General features: G+C 72.8%; 15 protein-coding genes, 1 pseudogene and 1 riboswitch. Of the genes and pseudogenes, 9 read left to right on the top strand and 7 right to left on the bottom strand.

What is annotated here, in order from left to right; genetic code table 11:
* Positions 1–36 precede the first annotated feature (36 nt).
* The 6 genes from shc to ACF07V_RS20765 all read left to right on the top strand — a co-directional run bounded on the left by shc (position 37) and on the right by ACF07V_RS20765 (position 5,988).
* Entirely contained in the window at positions 37–2,022 is a 1,986-nt protein-coding gene (gene shc / locus ACF07V_RS20790) for a squalene--hopene cyclase (protein WP_392156069.1), read from the top strand.
* Entirely contained in the window at positions 2,022–2,693 is a 672-nt protein-coding gene (locus ACF07V_RS20785) for a 1-hydroxy-2-methyl-2-butenyl 4-diphosphate reductase (protein ID WP_392156067.1), read from the top strand. The genes shc and ACF07V_RS20785 overlap by 1 nt, the downstream gene beginning before the upstream one ends.
* A gap of 7 nt (positions 2,694–2,700) precedes the next feature.
* Positions 2,701–3,726 (top strand): adenosyl-hopene transferase HpnH, encoded by a 1,026-nt coding sequence (hpnH, locus tag ACF07V_RS20780; RefSeq protein WP_365221590.1) that lies wholly within the window; start codon positions 2,701–2,703, stop codon positions 3,724–3,726.
* Positions 3,723–5,108 carry an aspartate aminotransferase family protein gene (locus ACF07V_RS20775; protein ID WP_392156066.1) on the top strand — a complete coding sequence of 462 codons (1,386 nt, stop codon included), beginning with the start codon at positions 3,723–3,725 and terminating at the stop codon, positions 5,106–5,108. Before hpnH ends, ACF07V_RS20775 begins: the two co-directional genes overlap by 4 nt.
* Before the next feature lie 75 nt (positions 5,109–5,183).
* On the top strand, positions 5,184–5,813 hold the full coding sequence (locus tag ACF07V_RS20770) for a helix-turn-helix domain-containing protein (protein ID WP_392156065.1): 630 nt from the start codon (positions 5,184–5,186) through the stop codon (positions 5,811–5,813).
* Positions 5,814–5,832: 19 nt separating this feature from the next.
* Positions 5,833–5,988, top strand: coding sequence for a DUF6126 family protein (locus ACF07V_RS20765; protein ID WP_392156063.1), 156 nt, complete (start codon positions 5,833–5,835; stop codon positions 5,986–5,988).
* A 6-nt stretch (positions 5,989–5,994) separates the two neighbouring features.
* Here ACF07V_RS20765 and ACF07V_RS20760 read toward each other — a convergent pair whose 3' ends face one another.
* Complete coding sequence (locus ACF07V_RS20760; protein ID WP_392156061.1) at positions 5,995–6,816, bottom strand: tyrosine-protein phosphatase; 822 nt, start codon at positions 6,814–6,816, stop codon at positions 5,995–5,997.
* Positions 6,817–7,172: 356 nt separating this feature from the next.
* Positions 7,173–7,345, top strand: a riboswitch (cyclic di-AMP (ydaO/yuaA leader).
* A 4-nt stretch (positions 7,346–7,349) separates the two neighbouring features.
* Between ACF07V_RS20760 and ACF07V_RS20755 the strand changes: the two genes are divergently transcribed.
* Positions 7,350–8,294 carry a peptidoglycan DD-metalloendopeptidase family protein gene (locus ACF07V_RS20755; protein WP_392156060.1) on the top strand — a complete coding sequence of 315 codons (945 nt, stop codon included), beginning with the start codon at positions 7,350–7,352 and terminating at the stop codon, positions 8,292–8,294.
* Between the two features lie 152 nt (positions 8,295–8,446).
* The gene (locus ACF07V_RS20750; RefSeq protein ID WP_392156058.1) at positions 8,447–9,241 is read left to right on the top strand and encodes an SGNH/GDSL hydrolase family protein; all 795 of its coding nucleotides are present in this window, start codon (positions 8,447–8,449) and stop codon (positions 9,239–9,241) included.
* Here the strand turns inward: ACF07V_RS20750 and ACF07V_RS20745 are convergent.
* From ACF07V_RS20745 to ACF07V_RS20725, 5 genes are read right to left on the bottom strand one after another with little or no spacing between them, the layout of a single operon-like run.
* Positions 9,228–10,091, bottom strand: coding sequence for an STM4011 family radical SAM protein (locus ACF07V_RS20745; protein ID WP_392156056.1), 864 nt, complete (start codon positions 10,089–10,091; stop codon positions 9,228–9,230). The two genes, ACF07V_RS20750 and ACF07V_RS20745, sit on opposite strands and share 14 nt — an antisense overlap.
* A gap of 9 nt (positions 10,092–10,100) precedes the next feature.
* Complete coding sequence (locus tag ACF07V_RS20740) at positions 10,101–11,435, bottom strand: STM4012 family radical SAM protein (protein ID WP_392156055.1); 1,335 nt, start codon at positions 11,433–11,435, stop codon at positions 10,101–10,103.
* Positions 11,432–12,253 carry an STM4013/SEN3800 family hydrolase gene (locus ACF07V_RS20735; RefSeq protein WP_392156417.1) on the bottom strand — a complete coding sequence of 274 codons (822 nt, stop codon included), beginning with the start codon at positions 12,251–12,253 and terminating at the stop codon, positions 11,432–11,434. The genes ACF07V_RS20740 and ACF07V_RS20735 overlap by 4 nt, the downstream gene beginning before the upstream one ends.
* Positions 12,254–12,264: 11 nt before the next feature.
* The gene (locus tag ACF07V_RS20730; protein ID WP_392156054.1) at positions 12,265–13,638 is read right to left on the bottom strand and encodes an STM4014 family protein; all 1,374 of its coding nucleotides are present in this window, start codon (positions 13,636–13,638) and stop codon (positions 12,265–12,267) included.
* On the bottom strand, positions 13,635–14,594 hold the full coding sequence (locus ACF07V_RS20725) for an STM4015 family protein (RefSeq protein ID WP_392156052.1): 960 nt from the start codon (positions 14,592–14,594) through the stop codon (positions 13,635–13,637). Before ACF07V_RS20725 ends, ACF07V_RS20730 begins: the two co-directional genes overlap by 4 nt.
* A 233-nt stretch (positions 14,595–14,827) precedes the next feature.
* Between ACF07V_RS20725 and ACF07V_RS20720 the strand changes: the two genes are divergently transcribed.
* Positions 14,828–15,604, top strand: a complete 777-nt coding sequence (locus ACF07V_RS20720) for an SIMPL domain-containing protein (protein WP_392156050.1) — start codon at positions 14,828–14,830, stop codon at positions 15,602–15,604.
* Positions 15,605–15,866: 262 nt separating this feature from the next.
* Here ACF07V_RS20720 and ACF07V_RS20715 read toward each other — a convergent pair.
* A pseudogene (locus ACF07V_RS20715) lies at positions 15,867–16,458 on the bottom strand (TetR/AcrR family transcriptional regulator); the annotation flags it as partial.
* Positions 16,459–16,522 lie beyond the last annotated feature (64 nt).

The following is a 16,522-nucleotide window of genomic DNA, read 5'->3' as shown; positions in this document are numbered from 1 at the left end:
AGGAGCAGAAGGAACCGACTGCACAAAGGGGAAGCCATGACAGCGACGACCGACGGAAGCGCCGGGGCCCTGGGCCCCCGGGCGGCCGCGGCCAGCAAGACGAACGACACCGACGCCTTCGCGTCCGGCCTCGACGGCACCGCCGCGCGGGCCGCCGAACGGGCCGTCGAGCATCTGCTCGCCCGGCAGGACCCGGCCGGCTGGTGGAAGGGCGACCTGGAGACCAACGTCACCATGGACGCCGAGGACCTGCTCCTCCGCCAGTTCCTGGGCATCCTCGACGCCGACACCGCCCGCGCCGCCGCCCTCCACATCCGCCGCAAGCAGGGCGAGGACGGCGCCTGGGCCACCTTCTACGGCGGACCCGGCGAGCTCTCCGCCACCGTCGAGGCCTATGTGGCCCTGCGGCTCGCCGGAGACCCGCCCGAGGCCGCGCACATGGCCCGCGCCTCCGCCTGGGTCCGCGCCCGCGGCGGGATCGCCGCCACCCGGGTCTTCACCCGGATCTGGCTGGCCCTCTTCGGCTGGTGGCGCTGGGAGGACCTGCCCGAGCTGCCACCGGAGCTGCTGTTCCTGCCGAAGTGGTTCCCGCTCAACATCTACGACTTCGGCTGCTGGGCCCGGCAGACGATCGTGCCGCTCACCGTCGTCTCCGCGAAGCGCCCGGTCCGGCCCGCGCCCTTCCCGCTCGACGAGCTGCACACCGACCCGGCGCGGCCGAACCCGCCCCGTCCGCTCGCCCCGGCCACCGGCTGGGACGGCATCTTCCAGCGGCTCGACAGGGCGCTGCACGTCTACCACCGCTTCGCCCCGCGCGGGGTGCGCGGCACGGCCATGAACGTCGCCGCCCGCTGGATCGTCGAGCGCCAGGAGAACGACGGCTGCTGGGGCGGCATCCAGCCACCCGCCGTCTACTCGGTCATCGCCCTCCACCTCCTCGGCTACGACCTCCAGCACCCGGTCATGCGGGCCGGCCTGGAATCGCTCGACCGGTTCGCCGTCTGGCGCGAGGACGGTTCGCGGATGATCGAGGCCTGCCAGTCGCCCGTCTGGGACACCTGCCTCGCCACCATCGCGCTCGCCGACGCCGGGCTCCGCCCCGACCATCCGGCGCTCGTGAAGGCCGTGGACTGGATGCTCGACGAGGAGATCACCCGGACCGGGGACTGGGCGGTGCGCCGGCCCGGACTCCCGCCGGGCGGCTGGGCGTTCGAGTTCCACAACGACAACTACCCCGACATCGACGACACCGCCGAAGTCCTGCTCGCCCTGCGCCGGGTGAAGCACCCCGACCCGGCCCTGGTGGAGGCGGCCGTCGCCCGGGGCGCCCGCTGGACGCTCGGCATGCAGTCGAAGAACGGCGCCTGGGGAGCCTTCGACGCCGACAACACCAGCGTCTTCCCCAACAAGCTGCCGTTCTGCGACTTCGGCGAGGTGATCGACCCGCCCTCCGCCGACGTCACCGCCCACGTGGTGGAGATGCTCGCGTACGAGGGAATGGCCGGGCACCCGCGCGCCCGCCGGGGCATCGAGTGGCTCCTCGCCGAACAGGAGCCCAACGGCGCCTGGTTCGGCCGCTGGGGCGTCAACCACGTGTACGGCACGGGCTCGGTGCTGCCCGCGCTCGCCGCCGCCGGGCTGCCCGCCTCGCACCCGGCGATGCGCCGGGCCGTCGACTGGCTCGCGTCCACGCAGAACGACGACGGCGGCTGGGGCGAGGACCTCCGCTCGTACAAGGAGGAGGAATGGGTCGGGCGCGGCCCCTCCACCGCCTCCCAGACCGCCTGGGCCCTGATCGCCCTCCTCGCCGCGGACGAGCGCGACTCCGAGCCCGTCCGCCGGGGAGTCGCCTGGCTGGCCGAGAACCAGCGGGAGGACGGCTCCTGGGACGAGCCGTACTTCACCGGCACCGGCTTCCCCTGGGACTTCTCCATCAACTACCACCTCTACCGGCAGGTGTTCCCGCTCACGGCGCTCGGGCGCTATGTGTACGGGGAGCCCTCGCCGCGCAAGGAGGACTGATGGGCCGCGAGCCCGGCCCCGAAGCCGGCCCGCCGCTGCTGATCGCCTGCGCGCTCGGCATCGAGAAGTTCGCCCTCCGCGGCGGGGACCGGGGCGGCGCGCCGGGCCCCGTGACCGTGCTCCGCACCGGCATGGGGCCCGACCGGGCCCGGCGGGCCGTGTCCCGCGCGCTCGGCGAGGAGCCCTGGCGGGAGGCCGCGGTGATCGCCTCCGGCTTCTGCGCGGGCCTCGCCCCCGGCATGCACCCGGGGGACCTGATCGTCGCCGACGAGACCCGCGCCCCCGACGGCACCACCCTCTGCACCGGGACCGAGCTCCTGGTGAAGGCCCTGGCCAAGGCGGTGCCCGGGCATGCCGTCCACACCGGGCCGCTGATCGGCTCCGACCACGTGGTCCGCGGCCCCGAGCGGGCCGCGCTGCGGGCCGGCGGCGCGATCGCCGTCGACATGGAGTCCGCCGCCACGCTCCGTACCGCCCGGGCCGCCGGAGCGCTCGGGGACGGACTGGGCGCGCGTCCGGTTGCGGCCGTCCGGGTGGTCGTGGACGCTCCGGAACATGAACTGGTCCGGATCGGCACGGTACGCGGGGGAATATCAGCCTTCCGTGTTCTTCGTGCCGTCCTTCCCGCATTCTTCGAATGGCACCGTTCTTTGCTGCTCCCCAGGAGGTGAACGAGTTATGGCCATGCCGCTCCGTCAGTCCATCCGGGTCGGGACCTACCTCTTCGAACAGAAGCTCCGCAAGCGGGACAAGTTCCCGCTGATCGTCGAGCTGGAGCCGCTCTACGCCTGCAACCTCAAGTGCGAGGGCTGCGGGAAGATCCAGCACCCGGCGGGTGTCCTCAAGCAGCGCATGCCGGTCGCCCAGGCGGTCGGCGCGGTCCTGGAGTCCGGCGCCCCCATGGTGTCCATCGCGGGCGGCGAGCCCCTGATGCATCCTCAGATCGACGAGATCGTGCGCCAGTTGGTGGCCCGGCGGAAGTACGTCTTCCTCTGCACCAACGCCATGCTGCTGCGCAAGAAGCTGGAGAAGTTCACCCCCTCCCCGTACTTCGCCTTCGCCGTCCACATCGACGGGCTGCGCGAGCGGCACGACGAGTCCGTCGCCAAGGAGGGAGTGTTCGACGAGGCGGTGGCGGCCATCAAGGAGGCCAAGCGGCGCGGCTTCCGGGTCACCACCAATTCGACCTTCTTCAACACCGACACCCCGCAGACCATCATCGAGGTGCTCAATTTCCTCAACGACGACCTCCAGGTCGACGAAATGATGATCTCGCCCGCCTACGCCTACGAGAAGGCCCCCGACCAGGAGCACTTCCTCGGCGTCGAACAGACCCGCGAACTCTTCAAGAAGGCCTTCGCCGGCGGGAACCGGCGCCGCTGGCGGCTCAACCACTCGCCGCTCTTCCTGGATTTCCTGGAAGGAAAGGCGGACTTCCCCTGCACCGCCTGGGCCATTCCCAACTACTCGCTCTTCGGCTGGCAGCGCCCCTGCTATCTGATGAGCGACGGATACGTCCCCACGTACCGCGAACTCGTCGAGGACACCGACTGGGACAAGTACGGCCGCGGCAAGGACCCGCGCTGCGCCAACTGCATGGCGCACTGCGGCTACGAGCCCACCGCCGTCCTCGCCACCATGGGTTCCCTCAAGGAGTCCCTGCGCGCGGTCAGGGAGACCGTCTCCGGGAACAGCACGTCATGACCGGCGGGTTCGACCTGCGGGCGCTGCTCTCCGAGCGCGGCGCGGAGCGGTACGAGCTGCACGCCAAGTACCTCAACCACCAGCTGCCCCGCATGCTGCACACCATCGGCTTCGACAAGGTCTACGAGCGGGCCGAGGGCGCCCACTTCTGGGACGCCGACGGCGTCGACCACCTCGACATGCTCGCCGGCTTCGGCGTGATGGGCCTCGGACGGCACCACCCCGTCGTCCGCAAGGCCCTCCACGACGTCCTGGACGCCCAGCTCGCCGACCTCACCCGCTTCGACTGCCAGCCGCTGCCGGGGCTCCTCGCCGAGAAGCTGCTCGCCCACAGTCCGCACCTCGACCGGGTCTTCTTCGGCAACAGCGGCACCGAGGCCGTGGAGACCGCCCTCAAGTTCGCCCGGTACGCCACCGGCCGGACGAGGGTCCTCTACTGCCACCACGCCTTCCACGGGCTCACCGTCGGCTCCCTCTCCGTCAACGGCGAGCAGGGCTTCCGGGAGGGCTTCGACCCGCTCCTCCCGGACACGGCGATCGCGCTCGGCGACCTCGCCGCCCTGGAGCGGGAGCTGCGGAAGGGCGACGTGGCCGCCTTCGTCGTCGAGCCCATCCAGGGCAAGGGCGTCCACGAGGCGCCCCCGGGCTTCCTCCTGGCCGCCCAGGAGCTGCTGCACCGGCACGGCGCGCTGCTCGTCGCGGACGAGGTGCAGACGGGTCTCGGCAGGACCGGCGACTTCTACGCCTACCAGCACGAGGAGGGCGTCGAGCCGGACCTGGTCTGTGTCGCCAAGGCGCTCTCCGGCGGCTATGTGCCGGTCGGCGCCACCCTCGGCAAGGACTGGATCTTCAAGAAGGTCTACTCGTCGATGGACCGGGTCCTGGTCCACTCGGCGAGCTTCGGATCGAACGCGCAGGCCATGGCCGCCGGGCTCGCCGTCCTCTCGGTCATGGAGGACGAGGGCACCGTCGCGCACGCGCGCCGGATCGGCGAGCTGCTCTCGGGCCGGCTGAGGGAGCTCGTGCCGCGGTACGAGCTGCTGCACGAGATCCGCGGGCGCGGCCTGATGATCGGGATCGAGTTCGGGCGGCCCTCCTCGCTCGGACTGCGCGGGCGCTGGACGATGCTCCAGGCGGCCCGCAAGGGTCTCTTCGCCCAGATGGTCGTCGTGCCGCTGCTCCAGCGGCACCGGATCCTCACGCAGGTCTCCGGGGACCACCTGGAAGTGATCAAGCTGATCCCGCCGCTGGTCGTCGACGAGGCGGACGTGGACCGGTTCGTCACCGCCTTCACCGAGGTCATGGACGACGCCCACGGCGGCGGCGGGCTGATGTGGGACTTCGGGAAGACGCTGGTCAAGCAGGCGATCGCACAGCGCTGACGCCTGCCACGGCGCGGGTTTTGCCTCTGAGGCAAGAAACTTGCCTCAGAGGCACGAACCTGGCGGAATGGACGCATGGACCACGTCCCCGGGGACACCTCCCCGGACCCTGTCACCCCCGACGTCCTGCCCGACGTCGCCCCCCAGCTGCGGGCCCTGCGCCGCCGCCGGGGACTCACCCTGGAGGCCGCCGCCCAGCGGGCCGGTCTCTCGCCGGCCCACCTCTCGCGCCTGGAGACCGGGAACCGGCAGCCCTCGCTGCCCATGCTGCTCGCCCTGTCCCGTATCTACGGTACGACGGTCTCCGAGCTCCTGGGGGAGACGCCCCCCGAACGCGATCCCGTCGTCCGGGCCGGCCGCTCCGAACCCGTCGAGGCCGACGGCTGGATCTACCGGCAGGCGGGCGGCGCCGGGCGCGCCCTCCAGTGCCTGCGGGTCCACGTGCCGTACGCCACCCGGGCCGACATCGTGCGCGTCCACCCCGGTGAGGAGTGGATCCACGTCCTGGAGGGGCGGGTGCGGCTCGCGCTCGGCGAGGCCGTCCATGTGCTCGACCCCGGGGACAGCGCGCACTTCGACTCGCTCACCCCGCACCGGATCGGCGCCGCCACACCCGGCGGGGCCGAGCTGCTCTTCGTACACACCCTGATGCAGAGCCCCGCCGCCGAGCTGTGCCTCGGTGACGGGACCCCGCACCGGCGCTGACGCACCAGAAAGGACCGACATGTCCGAGAAGTCCGTACCGGTCACCGGCGAGGAGCGCGGTGAAGGCAAGTTCCCCAAGGGGCTCGTGCTCCGGCTCTTCGCCTATCTGATCGCCGGCCACCTCTTCGCCGGTTTCCTCTACCTGCTCTTCGTGCTGGGCGGGCAGAACCAGTAGCCGGGGCTACGCCTCGGTGAGGAGGCGCTCCCGCAGCCGCTCGCGGGTCTGCGGGGCCAGCTTCAGGCCCTCGGTGAGGTAGCCGTCCACCGAGCCCCAGGTCGTCTCGATCGTGTCGAACGCGGCCCGCAGATACTCCACCCGCGCGTCGAAGAGCGGGCTGAGCAGCTCCATCACCTCGGGAGACATCGCGTCCGGGGAGGTGGAGCTGCGGCGCACCTTGTAGCGGCGGTGCGGGGCGTTCGACTTCACGTAGTCCGCCTCGATCGCCTCCCGCTCGACCCCGACCGCGAGCAGGGTGATCGCGATGGCGACCCCTGCCCGGTCCTTGCCGGCCGCGCAGTGCAGCAGGGCCGGGACGCTCTCCTCCGCCATGGAGTGGAGGAGACGGCTGTGCTCCTCGGTCCGCTCCAGCACGTTCTTGCGGTACGAATGGGACATTCGGGCGGCCGCCTTGCCGTCGCCGAGGATCTCCCGCAGCTGCGCGATCTCGCCGTCGCGCACCAGCTTCCAGAACTCCTTGCCGTCGGCCGGGTCGTTGAGCGGTATGTTCACGTTCCGCACGCCGGGCAGCTCGACGTCCGCGCCCTCGATCCTCCGGTCCGCCTCGTTGCGGAAGTCGAAGACGGTGTGCAGGCCCAGCGAGGCGAGGAAGGCGGCGTCGTCCTCCGTCGCGTGGGCGAGGTGGCCGCTGCGGAAGAGGCGCCCGGAGCGGACGGCGCGCCCGTCCGCCGTCGGCAGGCCGCCCACGTCCCGGAAGTTGCGGACCTCCGTCAGTTCGGGCTCGTCGGCTTCGGCGGGCGGGACCTGCGGCAGCTGCTGCGTCACGGCTGCTCCTGTTCTGTCGATCGGTTCCTGGGGCAATCATCTCGGGTGGGGGCCGGAACACGCACCCCCTCGGACGGGAATGGGTGATCTGTCCGTATTGAGCTGTTCGGTATAACCCGCCCCGTTTGCAGGGGAGATGGGGATCGGCGCGTGAGCAGCGTCATAAACGTGACGGACCGTGCCTGATCGTCTTTTCCAAATACCCCCCGGGAAAAGGAGATCGAGGGACCGTCATCCACGGAGGGTGACCGGAATTCCGGCCGGATATCACGCGATCCGCGAGCACTTGAAAAGCGTGGCTTGTTCACGCCGACCCCACTCGTCTAGCGTCGCGCTCACTCCGGTCGGACCGCCGAATCCTGCCACCGCCCGGAATCCGCACTCACCCGTACGAGGCAGGAGCGGGGGACCCAGGTAAGTACGCCGATCCCTCGAAGAAGGACGGCTCGGGGTGAAGCCGCGTGAGAACGCGGCCGGACATCTCCAGTCCGAACCCGACAGCTCACCTCGCAGGCGACGGAGAGGAATTCGCCATGCCCGCGAAGGGTAAGCACCGCCGCCCCAAGGTCAACCGCCTGACCCGTGGCATCGCCGCCGCCGGCACCGGCGGCGCCGTCGTCGCCCTCCCGCTCCTCGGAGCCACCGGCGCCCACGCCGCCGAGCAGGCCGCCCCGGCCGCCGCTCCCGCCGTCGCCCAGGTGAAGGCCGCCGTCGAGGCCGCGCCCGCCACCGCGAAGGCCGCGCCGAAGACGTACTCCGTCGTCCGGGGCGACTACCTGTCGAAGATCGCCGCCGAGCACCACCTCGCGGGCGGCTGGCAGAAGCTGTACAAGGACAACCGCCAGGTCATCGGCGAGAACCCCTCGCTGATCCTGCCCGGCATGAAGCTCACCCTCGGCGCCAAGAGCACCGCCAAGGCCACCGCGCCGAAGGCGCACAAGAGCACGCAGAGCTCCGGCAAGAACGGCGACGCCCCGCGCGCCTCCCGCAGCAGCGAGCGCTCCTCGGCCCCGGCCGCCGCGACCACCTCCTCCTCTTCGTCGTCCTCCTCGTCGGCCGGCACGACCTCCTCCTCCGGCTGGGTCGCCCCCGTCAGCGGCGGCATCGGCACCCCGTACCGCGCCGCGGGCTCCATGTGGTCCTCCGGCTACCACACCGGTGTCGACTTCATCGCCTCCACCGGCACCACCGTCGTCGCGGTCGGCCCCGGCACCGTCTACTCCGCCGGCGACGGCGGCGCGTACGGCAACCAGGTCGTCATCCAGCACGCCGACGGCACCTTCTCGCAGTACGCCCACCTCTCCTCGATCTCCGTCTCCGCCGGCCAGACGGTCACCGGCGGCCAGCAGATCGGCCTCTCCGGCGCGACCGGCAACGTCACCGGCCCGCACCTGCACTTCGAGATGCGCACCGGGCCGGAGTACGGCTCCGACATCGACCCGCTGGCCGCCCTGCGCCAGCACGGCGTGAACATCTGACGCCACGTCGCCCTCCCGAGGCCCGGCACGCAGGTGCCGGGCTTCCGGCGTATTCCGGCTTGGCGGAATCTTTATCGGTGGCATATGTCACCCTCCGTCAACCCTTCCTTACGGTCGCGTAGGTCACATCCGAAAGGGAAGGATGTGTTTCCGTGGCAGACGATTCGACATCAACAGACAAGAACGCATTCGGGTCGTACGCGGCGATCGGTGACAGCTTCACCGAGGGCGTCGGAGACCCCGGGCCCGACGGGACGTACGTCGGCTGGGCGGACCGCTTCGCGGTCCTGCTCGCCGACCAGCTGCCGGAGCACGACGACTTCCGCTACGCCAACCTGGCCGTACGCGGGCGCCTCCTCGACCAGATCGTGGCGGAACAGGTACCCCGTGCGAAGGAACTCGCCCCCGACCTGGTGACCTTCTGCGCGGGCGGCAACGACATCATCCGCCCCGGGACGGACCCGGACGACGTGGCCGAGCGCTTCGAGCGCGCCGTCGCCGACCTGACCTCCGCCGTCGGCACCGTCATGGTGACCACCGGCTTCGACACCCGCGACGTGACCCTGCTCAAGCACCTGCGCGGCAAGATCGCCACCTACAACGGACACGTCCGGGCCATCGCGGACCGCTACGACTGCCCGGTCCTCGACCTCTGGTCGCTCAAGTCCGTCCAGGACCGGCGCGCCTGGGACGACGACCGGCTGCACCTCTCGCCCGAGGGACACACCCGCGTCGCCCTGCGCGCCGCCCAGGTCCTCGGCATGCCGGTGCCCGCCGACCCGGACCAGCCCTGGCCGCCGGTCCCGCCGCGCGGCACGCTCGAAGTGCGCCGCGACGACATCCACTGGGCCAGGGAGTACCTGGTGCCGTGGATCGGGCGCCGGCTGCGCGGCGAGAGCTCCGGCGACCACGTCGAGGCCAAGCGCCCCGACCTCATGCCCCTCTAGCGGGCGGTACGGCGGCGGGGATCCGCTCCAGGACCCCGCCGGCGAACACGTCGTACAGCGGCAGCGTCTCCAGGTGGACGTAGCCGATGTGGCAGTCGCAGACGGCGAGGGGGCAGGCGCGGGGACGCAGTGCGGCACGGTACGAGCCGTCGTACAGGTTCCCCAGCTCGGCCCTGACGAAGTGGCAGCGCCGCACCGTCCCCTCGCCGTCCACCGAGATCACCGACTCACCGGTGCGGCAGGGGAGCCCCGCCGAGCGGTGCGGACGCCGGCTGTACGGGAACAGCGGGTCGAGCTCCGTCCACCCCTCGGCCTCCGCGTCGGTGTACGTGTGCCCCTCGGCCGCGTTCACCCAGAGGTAGACGTGCGGCGGCAGCGCGTCCCGCAGCCGGCGGGCGTCCTCCCGGTGCTCCGGAAGACCGACCACACCGACGCTGTACCGAACCCCCCGGTCCGCGAGCTCCCGGCACTTCGCGAGGAACCGCCCGGGCGCCGTCTGCCCCGGGTGGTACGTGCACCAGAGCGCCACGCTCTCCGGGTCGGCCTCGGCCAGCCACTCCGTCCGGCAGCTCAGATTGGTCTGGATCGCCACCCGCTCCACGTGCGGCAGCCGCGACAGCTCGACCAGCGCCCGCCGGTACCAGGAGCGGACCAGGCCCTCGCCCCACGGGGTGAAGAGGATCCGCAGCCGGTCCCCGGTCTGCGCCGCGGCCCAGCCGGTGAACCGTTCGAGCGCCGCCCGGTCCGCGCGCAGCTGCTCCCGGCTGTCCCGGCGCTTGGCGAAGGGGCAGTACGGGCAGTCGAAGTCGCAGGAGGAGAGCGGGCCCCGGTAGAGAAGGGTGAGATCCACGGCCGCCGCCTACTTCGCCTCGTACGCGGCCATCGCGGCCGCGACGGTGGGCGAGAACAGCTCGGGGCCGAGCCCGTCCGAGTGCGCGAGCCCCTCGGGCGACAGCCGCAGCAGCCCCGCCGGAGCGTCCGCGTCCAGCCATCCGTACTCCTCGAACCGGGTGAGCTCCGGGCCGAAGTCCGCGAACGGCGAGGACCCGAACCGCTCCTCGTACCCGGCGACCGGCATGCCCCCGGCCTGGAGCAGCGACTGGAGGAGATGACGGCGACGGGCCTCGCCCGCGCTCATCCCGTACCCGTGCCCCGCGCGTGAGAAGTCCTCGGTCTCCGTGTACGCGTCGATGATCGAACGGATCTCCCGCATGTCGACGGCGTAGTCGAAGGAGTAGTGCAGGGCCGAGGTGTACGAGCGGGCCCCGCAGCCCAGGCCGATCATGCCGTCCGTCTGGCAGGCGTAGTCGTCCGGCCCCGCCGGACCGGCGTCCGCACGGCGGAACATCCGCATCGACACCTGCTGGTAGCCCTGTGCCAGGAGATGGTCCCGGCCGTACCGGTAGAGGCGCAGCCGCCGCTCGTCCCACTCCCGGTCGGCGGCCGCCGGGTCCTGGAGCCGGCCGAGACCGGTCAGCGGGCGCACGTACAGCGGATAGAGGTACAGCTCCTCGGGCCGCCAGGCGAGCGCGGCGTCGAGCGAGACCCGCCAGGACCGCTCCGTCTGCTCGTCGATGCCGTAGATCAGGTCGATGTTGAGGACCGGAACCCCCGTGTCCCGGATCCGGCCGAGCGCCGCCTCCACGTCCGCGCGGCGCTGGGGCCGGACGGCGGCCCTCGCCTCGGCCTCCACGAAGCTCTGCACGCCGATGCTGAGCCGGGTCGCACCCCGGTCCGCGAGCAGCGCGAGCCGGTCGGCGGTCGCCGTCGCCGGCGAGGTCTCCACGGAGAGGGGCACCGCCCGCAGATCCACGCCCGTCCGCTTCTCGGCGATGTCGCACAGGCGCGACAGCTCCGCGGCGGTCAGGAAGGTGGGGGTGCCGCCGCCGAACGCCGCCGTGGCGAACCGCACCGGGGACGCGTCCCCGAGGGCCTCGCGGACGGCGGTGGCCTGGCGGTCGAGGGCGTCCAGGTAACGGGTGGTCAGCTCGTCCGGGGCGCCGATCCGGGTGAAGAGGTTGCAGAAGCCGCAGCGGACCTCGCAGAACGGTATGTGCGCGTAGAGGGAGAGCGCGTCCTTGGGCTCCCCGGCCCAGAGCGCGGCCAGCTCCGGGCGCTCGGGGAGCGACCGGTACGCCGTCTTGTGCGGGTAGGCGTAGACGTAGCTCCGGTACGGGCGAGGAGTGTCGCTCATGCCGCTTCCCCGCCTGCCGGACCGGCCAGGACGAACTGCGCGTACGGCACGGTCCACACGACCTCGTGGCCGAGCCGGTGCCCGGTGAGACCGTCCTCCCCGTAGGCCGTGCCGTGGTCGGAACAGACGATCGCGAAACACGGCCGGCGGCTGCTCATCGCGGCGAACAGCCGCCCGATGTGCCGGTCGACGTACTCCAGGGCCGCCGCGTGCGTCTCCCGGGAGTCACCGGCCTCCCGGGTCGCGCCCGGCAGATGGAACCAGTTGGGCTGGTGCAGCGCGGACACGTTGAGGAAGAGGAAGAGCCGCTCCTCGCGCGGGAGTCCGGCGACCACCTCCTCGGCGCACGCCACCTGGGACTCGAACGAGGTCGGGGAGGCGACGCCGAAGGACGGCTCCCAGTGGCTCTCCTGGAAGAGGCCGGGCAGCACCGCGCCCAGCGGTGCCTGCTTGTTGAAGAAGCCCACCCCGCCGACGCACACCGTCCGGTACCCCTCGCGCGCGAGGGCGGAGACGAAGTCGGGGGTGTCGTGGACCCAGGTGCCGTCGGCGGTCGACTCGCTGCCCGCGAAACGGGCCGCGAACAACCGGGGGTGAGGCCCCTGCGACGCGGGGGTCGGCAGGAATCCGGCGAAGATCGCCTGGTGGGAGGCGTAGGTGAAACTCCCGGGCGCGTGCCGGCGCTCCCAGCCGCCCCCGGGCAGATGCCCGGCCAGGTTCGGGATGCGTCCCTCAGCCGCCAGCTCGACGGCCACGTCGTACCGCAACGTGTCGAGGGTGACGAGGAGCAGATCGTGGCTGCCGACGATCGCGTTCATGTCGGGCTGGTTCACGTGGTGCTCGTTCCTGTGGTGCTGATGTCGTAGAGGTGCGGGAACCGCGCCGCGACCTGCGCCGCGTACGTGTCGAGCCCCTCGGCGCCGCTGCCGGGCAGGCCCGTCAGCCCCGGCAGCAGATCGCCGAAGGCGTTCACCTCGCCCACCGCGAACCGGCGCCAGCCGCTCGCGGGCAGCAGGTCCACGCCCACGCACCGGGTGCCGGGGAAGGCGGCGGCGGCCCGCTCGCACACCCCGAGGGCGTCCGCCCAGCGGCCCCCGGCCGCGGCGATCGCCGCCCGAGCGGCGGCCAGATCGCCCCGGGCGCCGCCCAGGTGCAGATTGGTCATGGGGGAACGGCTGGTGCGGAGCACGGCGTGGGTGGCGCGCCCGTCGATCACCACCACCCGTAGATCGGCGGCCCGGCCGTCCTGCGTGGCCTTCGGCAGCCAGCGCTCGACGTGCAGGCCGTCGGGGGCGAGGGCGTCCACGATCGCGGCGACCTCGCGCTCGCTCGTGTAGCGCCGTACGCGCAGGGAGTTGAAGAGCCGGCCGTCGGCACCGCGCTCCACCGAGGTGGTGGCCTGGACCCGGCCCGCGCCGGTCGTCTCCAGCGCGAGCACCCCCGAGGCGGAGGAGCCGTGCGCGAGCTTCACGAACACCCGGCGCATACCGCTCCCGGCGGTCAGCGCCCTGACGTCCGTCCAGCCGCGCACCGCGGGGGCGTCGGCTCCCGAGGTCGGCGACGCGGGCACCGGGACCCCGGCCGCCCTCAGCCGGCCGTGACCCAGCCGCTTGTCGAACAGGACCGCGAGCTCGGCGGGGTCGTCGACGAGGACGGCGCCCGCCTCGGCGACGGAGCGGCCGAGGTCCGCCACGGCCGCGACGAACCGCCCGTACCAGCGGCCGGTGCCCTCGACACGGGCGGGATCGTCGACCCCGCGCAACAGCCGGTCGGCCTCCGGATCCTCGCCGGGGGAGTCCAGCCGCACGGTCTCGCCCGCGGCGAACCGCGCCCGGCCCCGGAGCACGTCGGGCCAGGACACCGCCCGCGCCACGGGCAGCCCGGCGGCCCGCAGCGCGTCCTGGAAGAACGCGACGCGGCGGCCGGCGGGATCGCCGACGACGACGAGGCGCGGTCGTCCGGGGTCCGGCGCATCGCCGACGGGTCCGGGGTCCGGCGCGTCGCCTACCGCTGCGAGGAGCGATCGTCGGCGGCCAGGCGCATCGCCGACGGCCACGGGGCGCGGTCGTCCGGGGTCCGGCGGATCGCCGACGGCCAGGAGGCGCGGTCGTCCGGGGTCCGGCGGATCGCCGACGGCCAGGAGGCGCGGTCGTCCGGGGTCCGGCGCGTCGCCGACGGCCACGAGGCGCGGGCCCGAGGTCATTCGGCGACCGCGACGTAGCGCCAGACGTCCCCGTCGCCGTCGTCCTCCGCCACCTGCGCGTCGTCGAGGACGACGGTCACACCGTGCGGGACGAGCGCCGCGCGCACGCGCTCGCACATGGCCTCCGACAGATAGTGGTGGGAGAGGTCGAGATGGGTGAGATGGGTCAGCGGCTGCCCGTCGAGGAGAGCCGCCGCACCCTCGTCGGTGAGCACGCCCATGGAGAGGTCGAGCCGCTCGATCCGGGCGACGACGGGCGCGCCCGCGACGGCGGAGGCCACGGCGTCCTGGATCACGCTGTCGCACAGGCCCAGGTCGCGCAGGGCGGGAAACGCCGTGCCGGCGAGCAGCGGCGCCAGGTCGTCGGTGGTGCTGTCACCGCCGTACTCGTCGGTGCCGAGCCAGAGTTCCAGCTTCTCCAGGGCGGGCAGGTCGCTGCCGACGATGCCGCGCACCACCGCGGCACGGAGGCCGCCGGTCTGGACGACCAGGGTCCGCAGACCCGTGTGCCGGATCGACGGGAAGGCCAGCTCCGAGCCACCGCGCACCCCGAACTCCGCCAGGGCCGGGTAGGCGGCGAGGAGCGGCGTCACGTCGGACTGGATGATCCACGAGATCTCGCAGTCCTCGCTCGTCATGTCGCCGAGGAAGACCGCCTCAAGCCCGGTCAGCCGGTTGTTGGCGCCGATCAGCGCGGTGACGATGTCGGCGGACGAGTTCTCGTAGGCCTCGTCCCAGCCGCCGACGACCAGCGCGCGCACCCGGCCCGTGTCGACCGTCTTCAGGAACCGCTCGAACTGCGGCCCCCACAGCTCGTCCCCGGGATCGGAGTACGTCGGGGCGGAGATCCGCCAGGCGACCGCGTCCGTCGCCGGCAGCTCGACCTGCGCATCGGCGCCCGGGAAGTCGAACACGGGCAGGCCGTGGAATTCCTGCAGGTAGGTGCCAACGGTCATGACGGTGCTCCAGACAACGGTCGGGGTGGGTCGGCTGACGGAAAGAGTTCTACCAAGCGCCACCGACAACGCTCCTCGCCGGGTGGTGTCCGGACGGATGGTCAGCGCCGGCGCGGTTGGTGCGGAGAGGTGAAGGCGGCCGCCGGTCAGGAGTGGCGCGCGGGAGGCGGCGGCGCCGGGTGCTGGGATGTGCCCGCCGGAGCCCCGGCACCCACCCTCCGAAGGGACCGCCTGTGACGATCCGCCGGCCAAGCGCCGCCCGCACCGCCCGTCTGCTCGCCGCCACCGCCGTGCTCGGCGGCCTCCTCGCCGGCCCCGCGGCCCCCGCCCTGGCCGCCGCGCCCGGGCGGGCCGCCCTCCGCACCGCCGCCCCCGACCCGGCCACGACCACGGCCACGGTCACCGTCACGGGCAACGGCCGCGCGTCCGCCGCGCCCGACCTGGCGCTCCTGTCCGTCGGGGTCGAGGCCACGCGCCCGACGGCGAAGGAGGCGATGGCGGCGCAGACCACCGCGGCCGAGGCGCTCCTCGACGTCCTGCACAAGCAGGGGATCGCCGACCGGGACATCCGCACCGACAACCTCTCGCTGGCCCCGGTCTACACCCAGAACACCGCCGGGGACAGCAAGGTGAGCGGCTATCAGGCCGGGCAGTCCTTCTCGGTGAAGGTCCGTGACCTCGACCGGACCGGCCAGGTCATCGGCGCCGTCAACGAGGCCACCGGGAACGCGGGCCGGGTCAACGGTGTCGTCTTCGACGTCGCCGACCCCTCGGCGCTGCGGGCGAAGGCCCGTGAGGCCGCCTACCGGGACGCGTACGACAAGGCCTCGCAGCACGCCCGGCTGAGCGGCCACCGGCTCGGCCGGCTGGTCTCCCTGAGCGAGGGCGAGTCGGTCCGCCCGGGCCCGGGCGCGGCCCCGGCCGTCCCGGCGGACGAACCGACCGTGCCGCTGGCGCCGGGCGAGATCGAGGAGCAGGTCACGGTCTCCGCGGTCTACGAACTGATCTGACCGGACGACCCGCCGGCCACGGCCCCGCCCCGGGCCACCGGGTCGCCACGGTCGCCGTCCTTCCCGGCCTCGGCTGCGTGGTCGCCACGGTCGCCGTCCTTCCCGGCCTCGGCTGCGTGGTCGCCACCGTCGTCGACCGTCCCGGCCTCGGCTGCGGGGTCGCCATCGGCCGTCCCGGCTTCGGCCACCGGGTCGCCACCGTCTTTGGTCACCGGGTTCTCGTCGGCCCCTGCCGCCCCGCTCGCCGTCATCGGGGCGTCGGACGGAAGATCGAGTTCTCGGGCCAGGGCCTCGTCCGCCCAGCGGAGCATCGCGGTGCGGGAGAGGGAGCCGGCGTAGGCCGTCGTCTGTACGGCGAGGCCGTCGAGGAAGGCGGTGAGCCGCCAGGCCGCAGCGACCGGATCCGCGCAGCGGAACTCCCCGGCGGCCGCCCCCTCCTCGATCACCCGGGTCAGCGCCGCCTTCCACTCCCGGTCGAGGGAGGCGGCGACCCGGCGCAGCTCCGGGTCGCGCAGCGAGACCGCCCAGCCCTCGATCCACAGCCGCCAGCCCTTGGCCTGGCCCGTGGGGGCGTACCAGCGGACCGCGGCCCGCAGCCGCCGCACCGCTGTCGAGCGGCGTCCGAGCAACTGCCGCAGCTGGGCGAGGTCGGCCTCGGCGGCGTGCGCGAAGGCCGCGGCGACCAGTTGTTCCTTCGAGGAGAAGTGGTAGAGGACGAGCGCGTTGCTCACCCCGAGCGCGGCGGCCACGTCGGAGATCCGGACGGCCGCGACGCCGCGCTCCTCGATCTGCTCGACGGCGGCCCGCAGCAGTTCGTCCCGCCGCTCGGCCACGCTCAACCGCACTCTCGCCACGCCGTGCAGCCTACACAGCACATGACAAGAGCATGATCACCTTCGGTCGCGGCGCGTGGTGGTG

The organism is Streptomyces sp. NPDC015661 (genome assembly GCF_043077765.1).
Taxonomy (GTDB): Bacteria; Actinomycetota; Actinomycetes; order Streptomycetales; family Streptomycetaceae; genus Streptomyces.
This window is presented reverse-complemented; position numbering and strand designations above follow the sequence as displayed.

Bases quoted from the DNA above. Each gene is read 5' to 3' on its own strand.
- shc (WP_392156069.1), top strand. From the start codon at position 37: ATGACAGCGACGACCGACGGAAGCGCCGGGGCCCTGGGCCCCCGGGCG.
- ACF07V_RS20785 (WP_392156067.1), top strand. From the start codon at position 2,022: ATGGGCCGCGAGCCCGGCCCCGAAGCCGGCCCGCCGCTGCTGATCGCC.
- hpnH (WP_365221590.1), top strand. From the start codon at position 2,701: ATGGCCATGCCGCTCCGTCAGTCCATCCGGGTCGGGACCTACCTCTTC.
- ACF07V_RS20775 (WP_392156066.1), top strand. From the start codon at position 3,723: ATGACCGGCGGGTTCGACCTGCGGGCGCTGCTCTCCGAGCGCGGCGCG.
- ACF07V_RS20770 (WP_392156065.1), top strand. From the start codon at position 5,184: ATGGACCACGTCCCCGGGGACACCTCCCCGGACCCTGTCACCCCCGAC.
- ACF07V_RS20765 (WP_392156063.1), top strand. From the start codon at position 5,833: ATGTCCGAGAAGTCCGTACCGGTCACCGGCGAGGAGCGCGGTGAAGGC.
- ACF07V_RS20755 (WP_392156060.1), top strand. From the start codon at position 7,350: ATGCCCGCGAAGGGTAAGCACCGCCGCCCCAAGGTCAACCGCCTGACC.
- ACF07V_RS20740 (WP_392156055.1), bottom strand. From the start codon at position 11,435: ATGAGCGACACTCCTCGCCCGTACCGGAGCTACGTCTACGCCTACCCG.
- ACF07V_RS20735 (WP_392156417.1), bottom strand. From the start codon at position 12,253: ATGAACGCGATCGTCGGCAGCCACGATCTGCTCCTCGTCACCCTCGAC.
- ACF07V_RS20730 (WP_392156054.1), bottom strand. From the start codon at position 13,638: ATGACCTCGGGCCCGCGCCTCGTGGCCGTCGGCGACGCGCCGGACCCC.
- ACF07V_RS20725 (WP_392156052.1), bottom strand. From the start codon at position 14,594: ATGACCGTTGGCACCTACCTGCAGGAATTCCACGGCCTGCCCGTGTTC.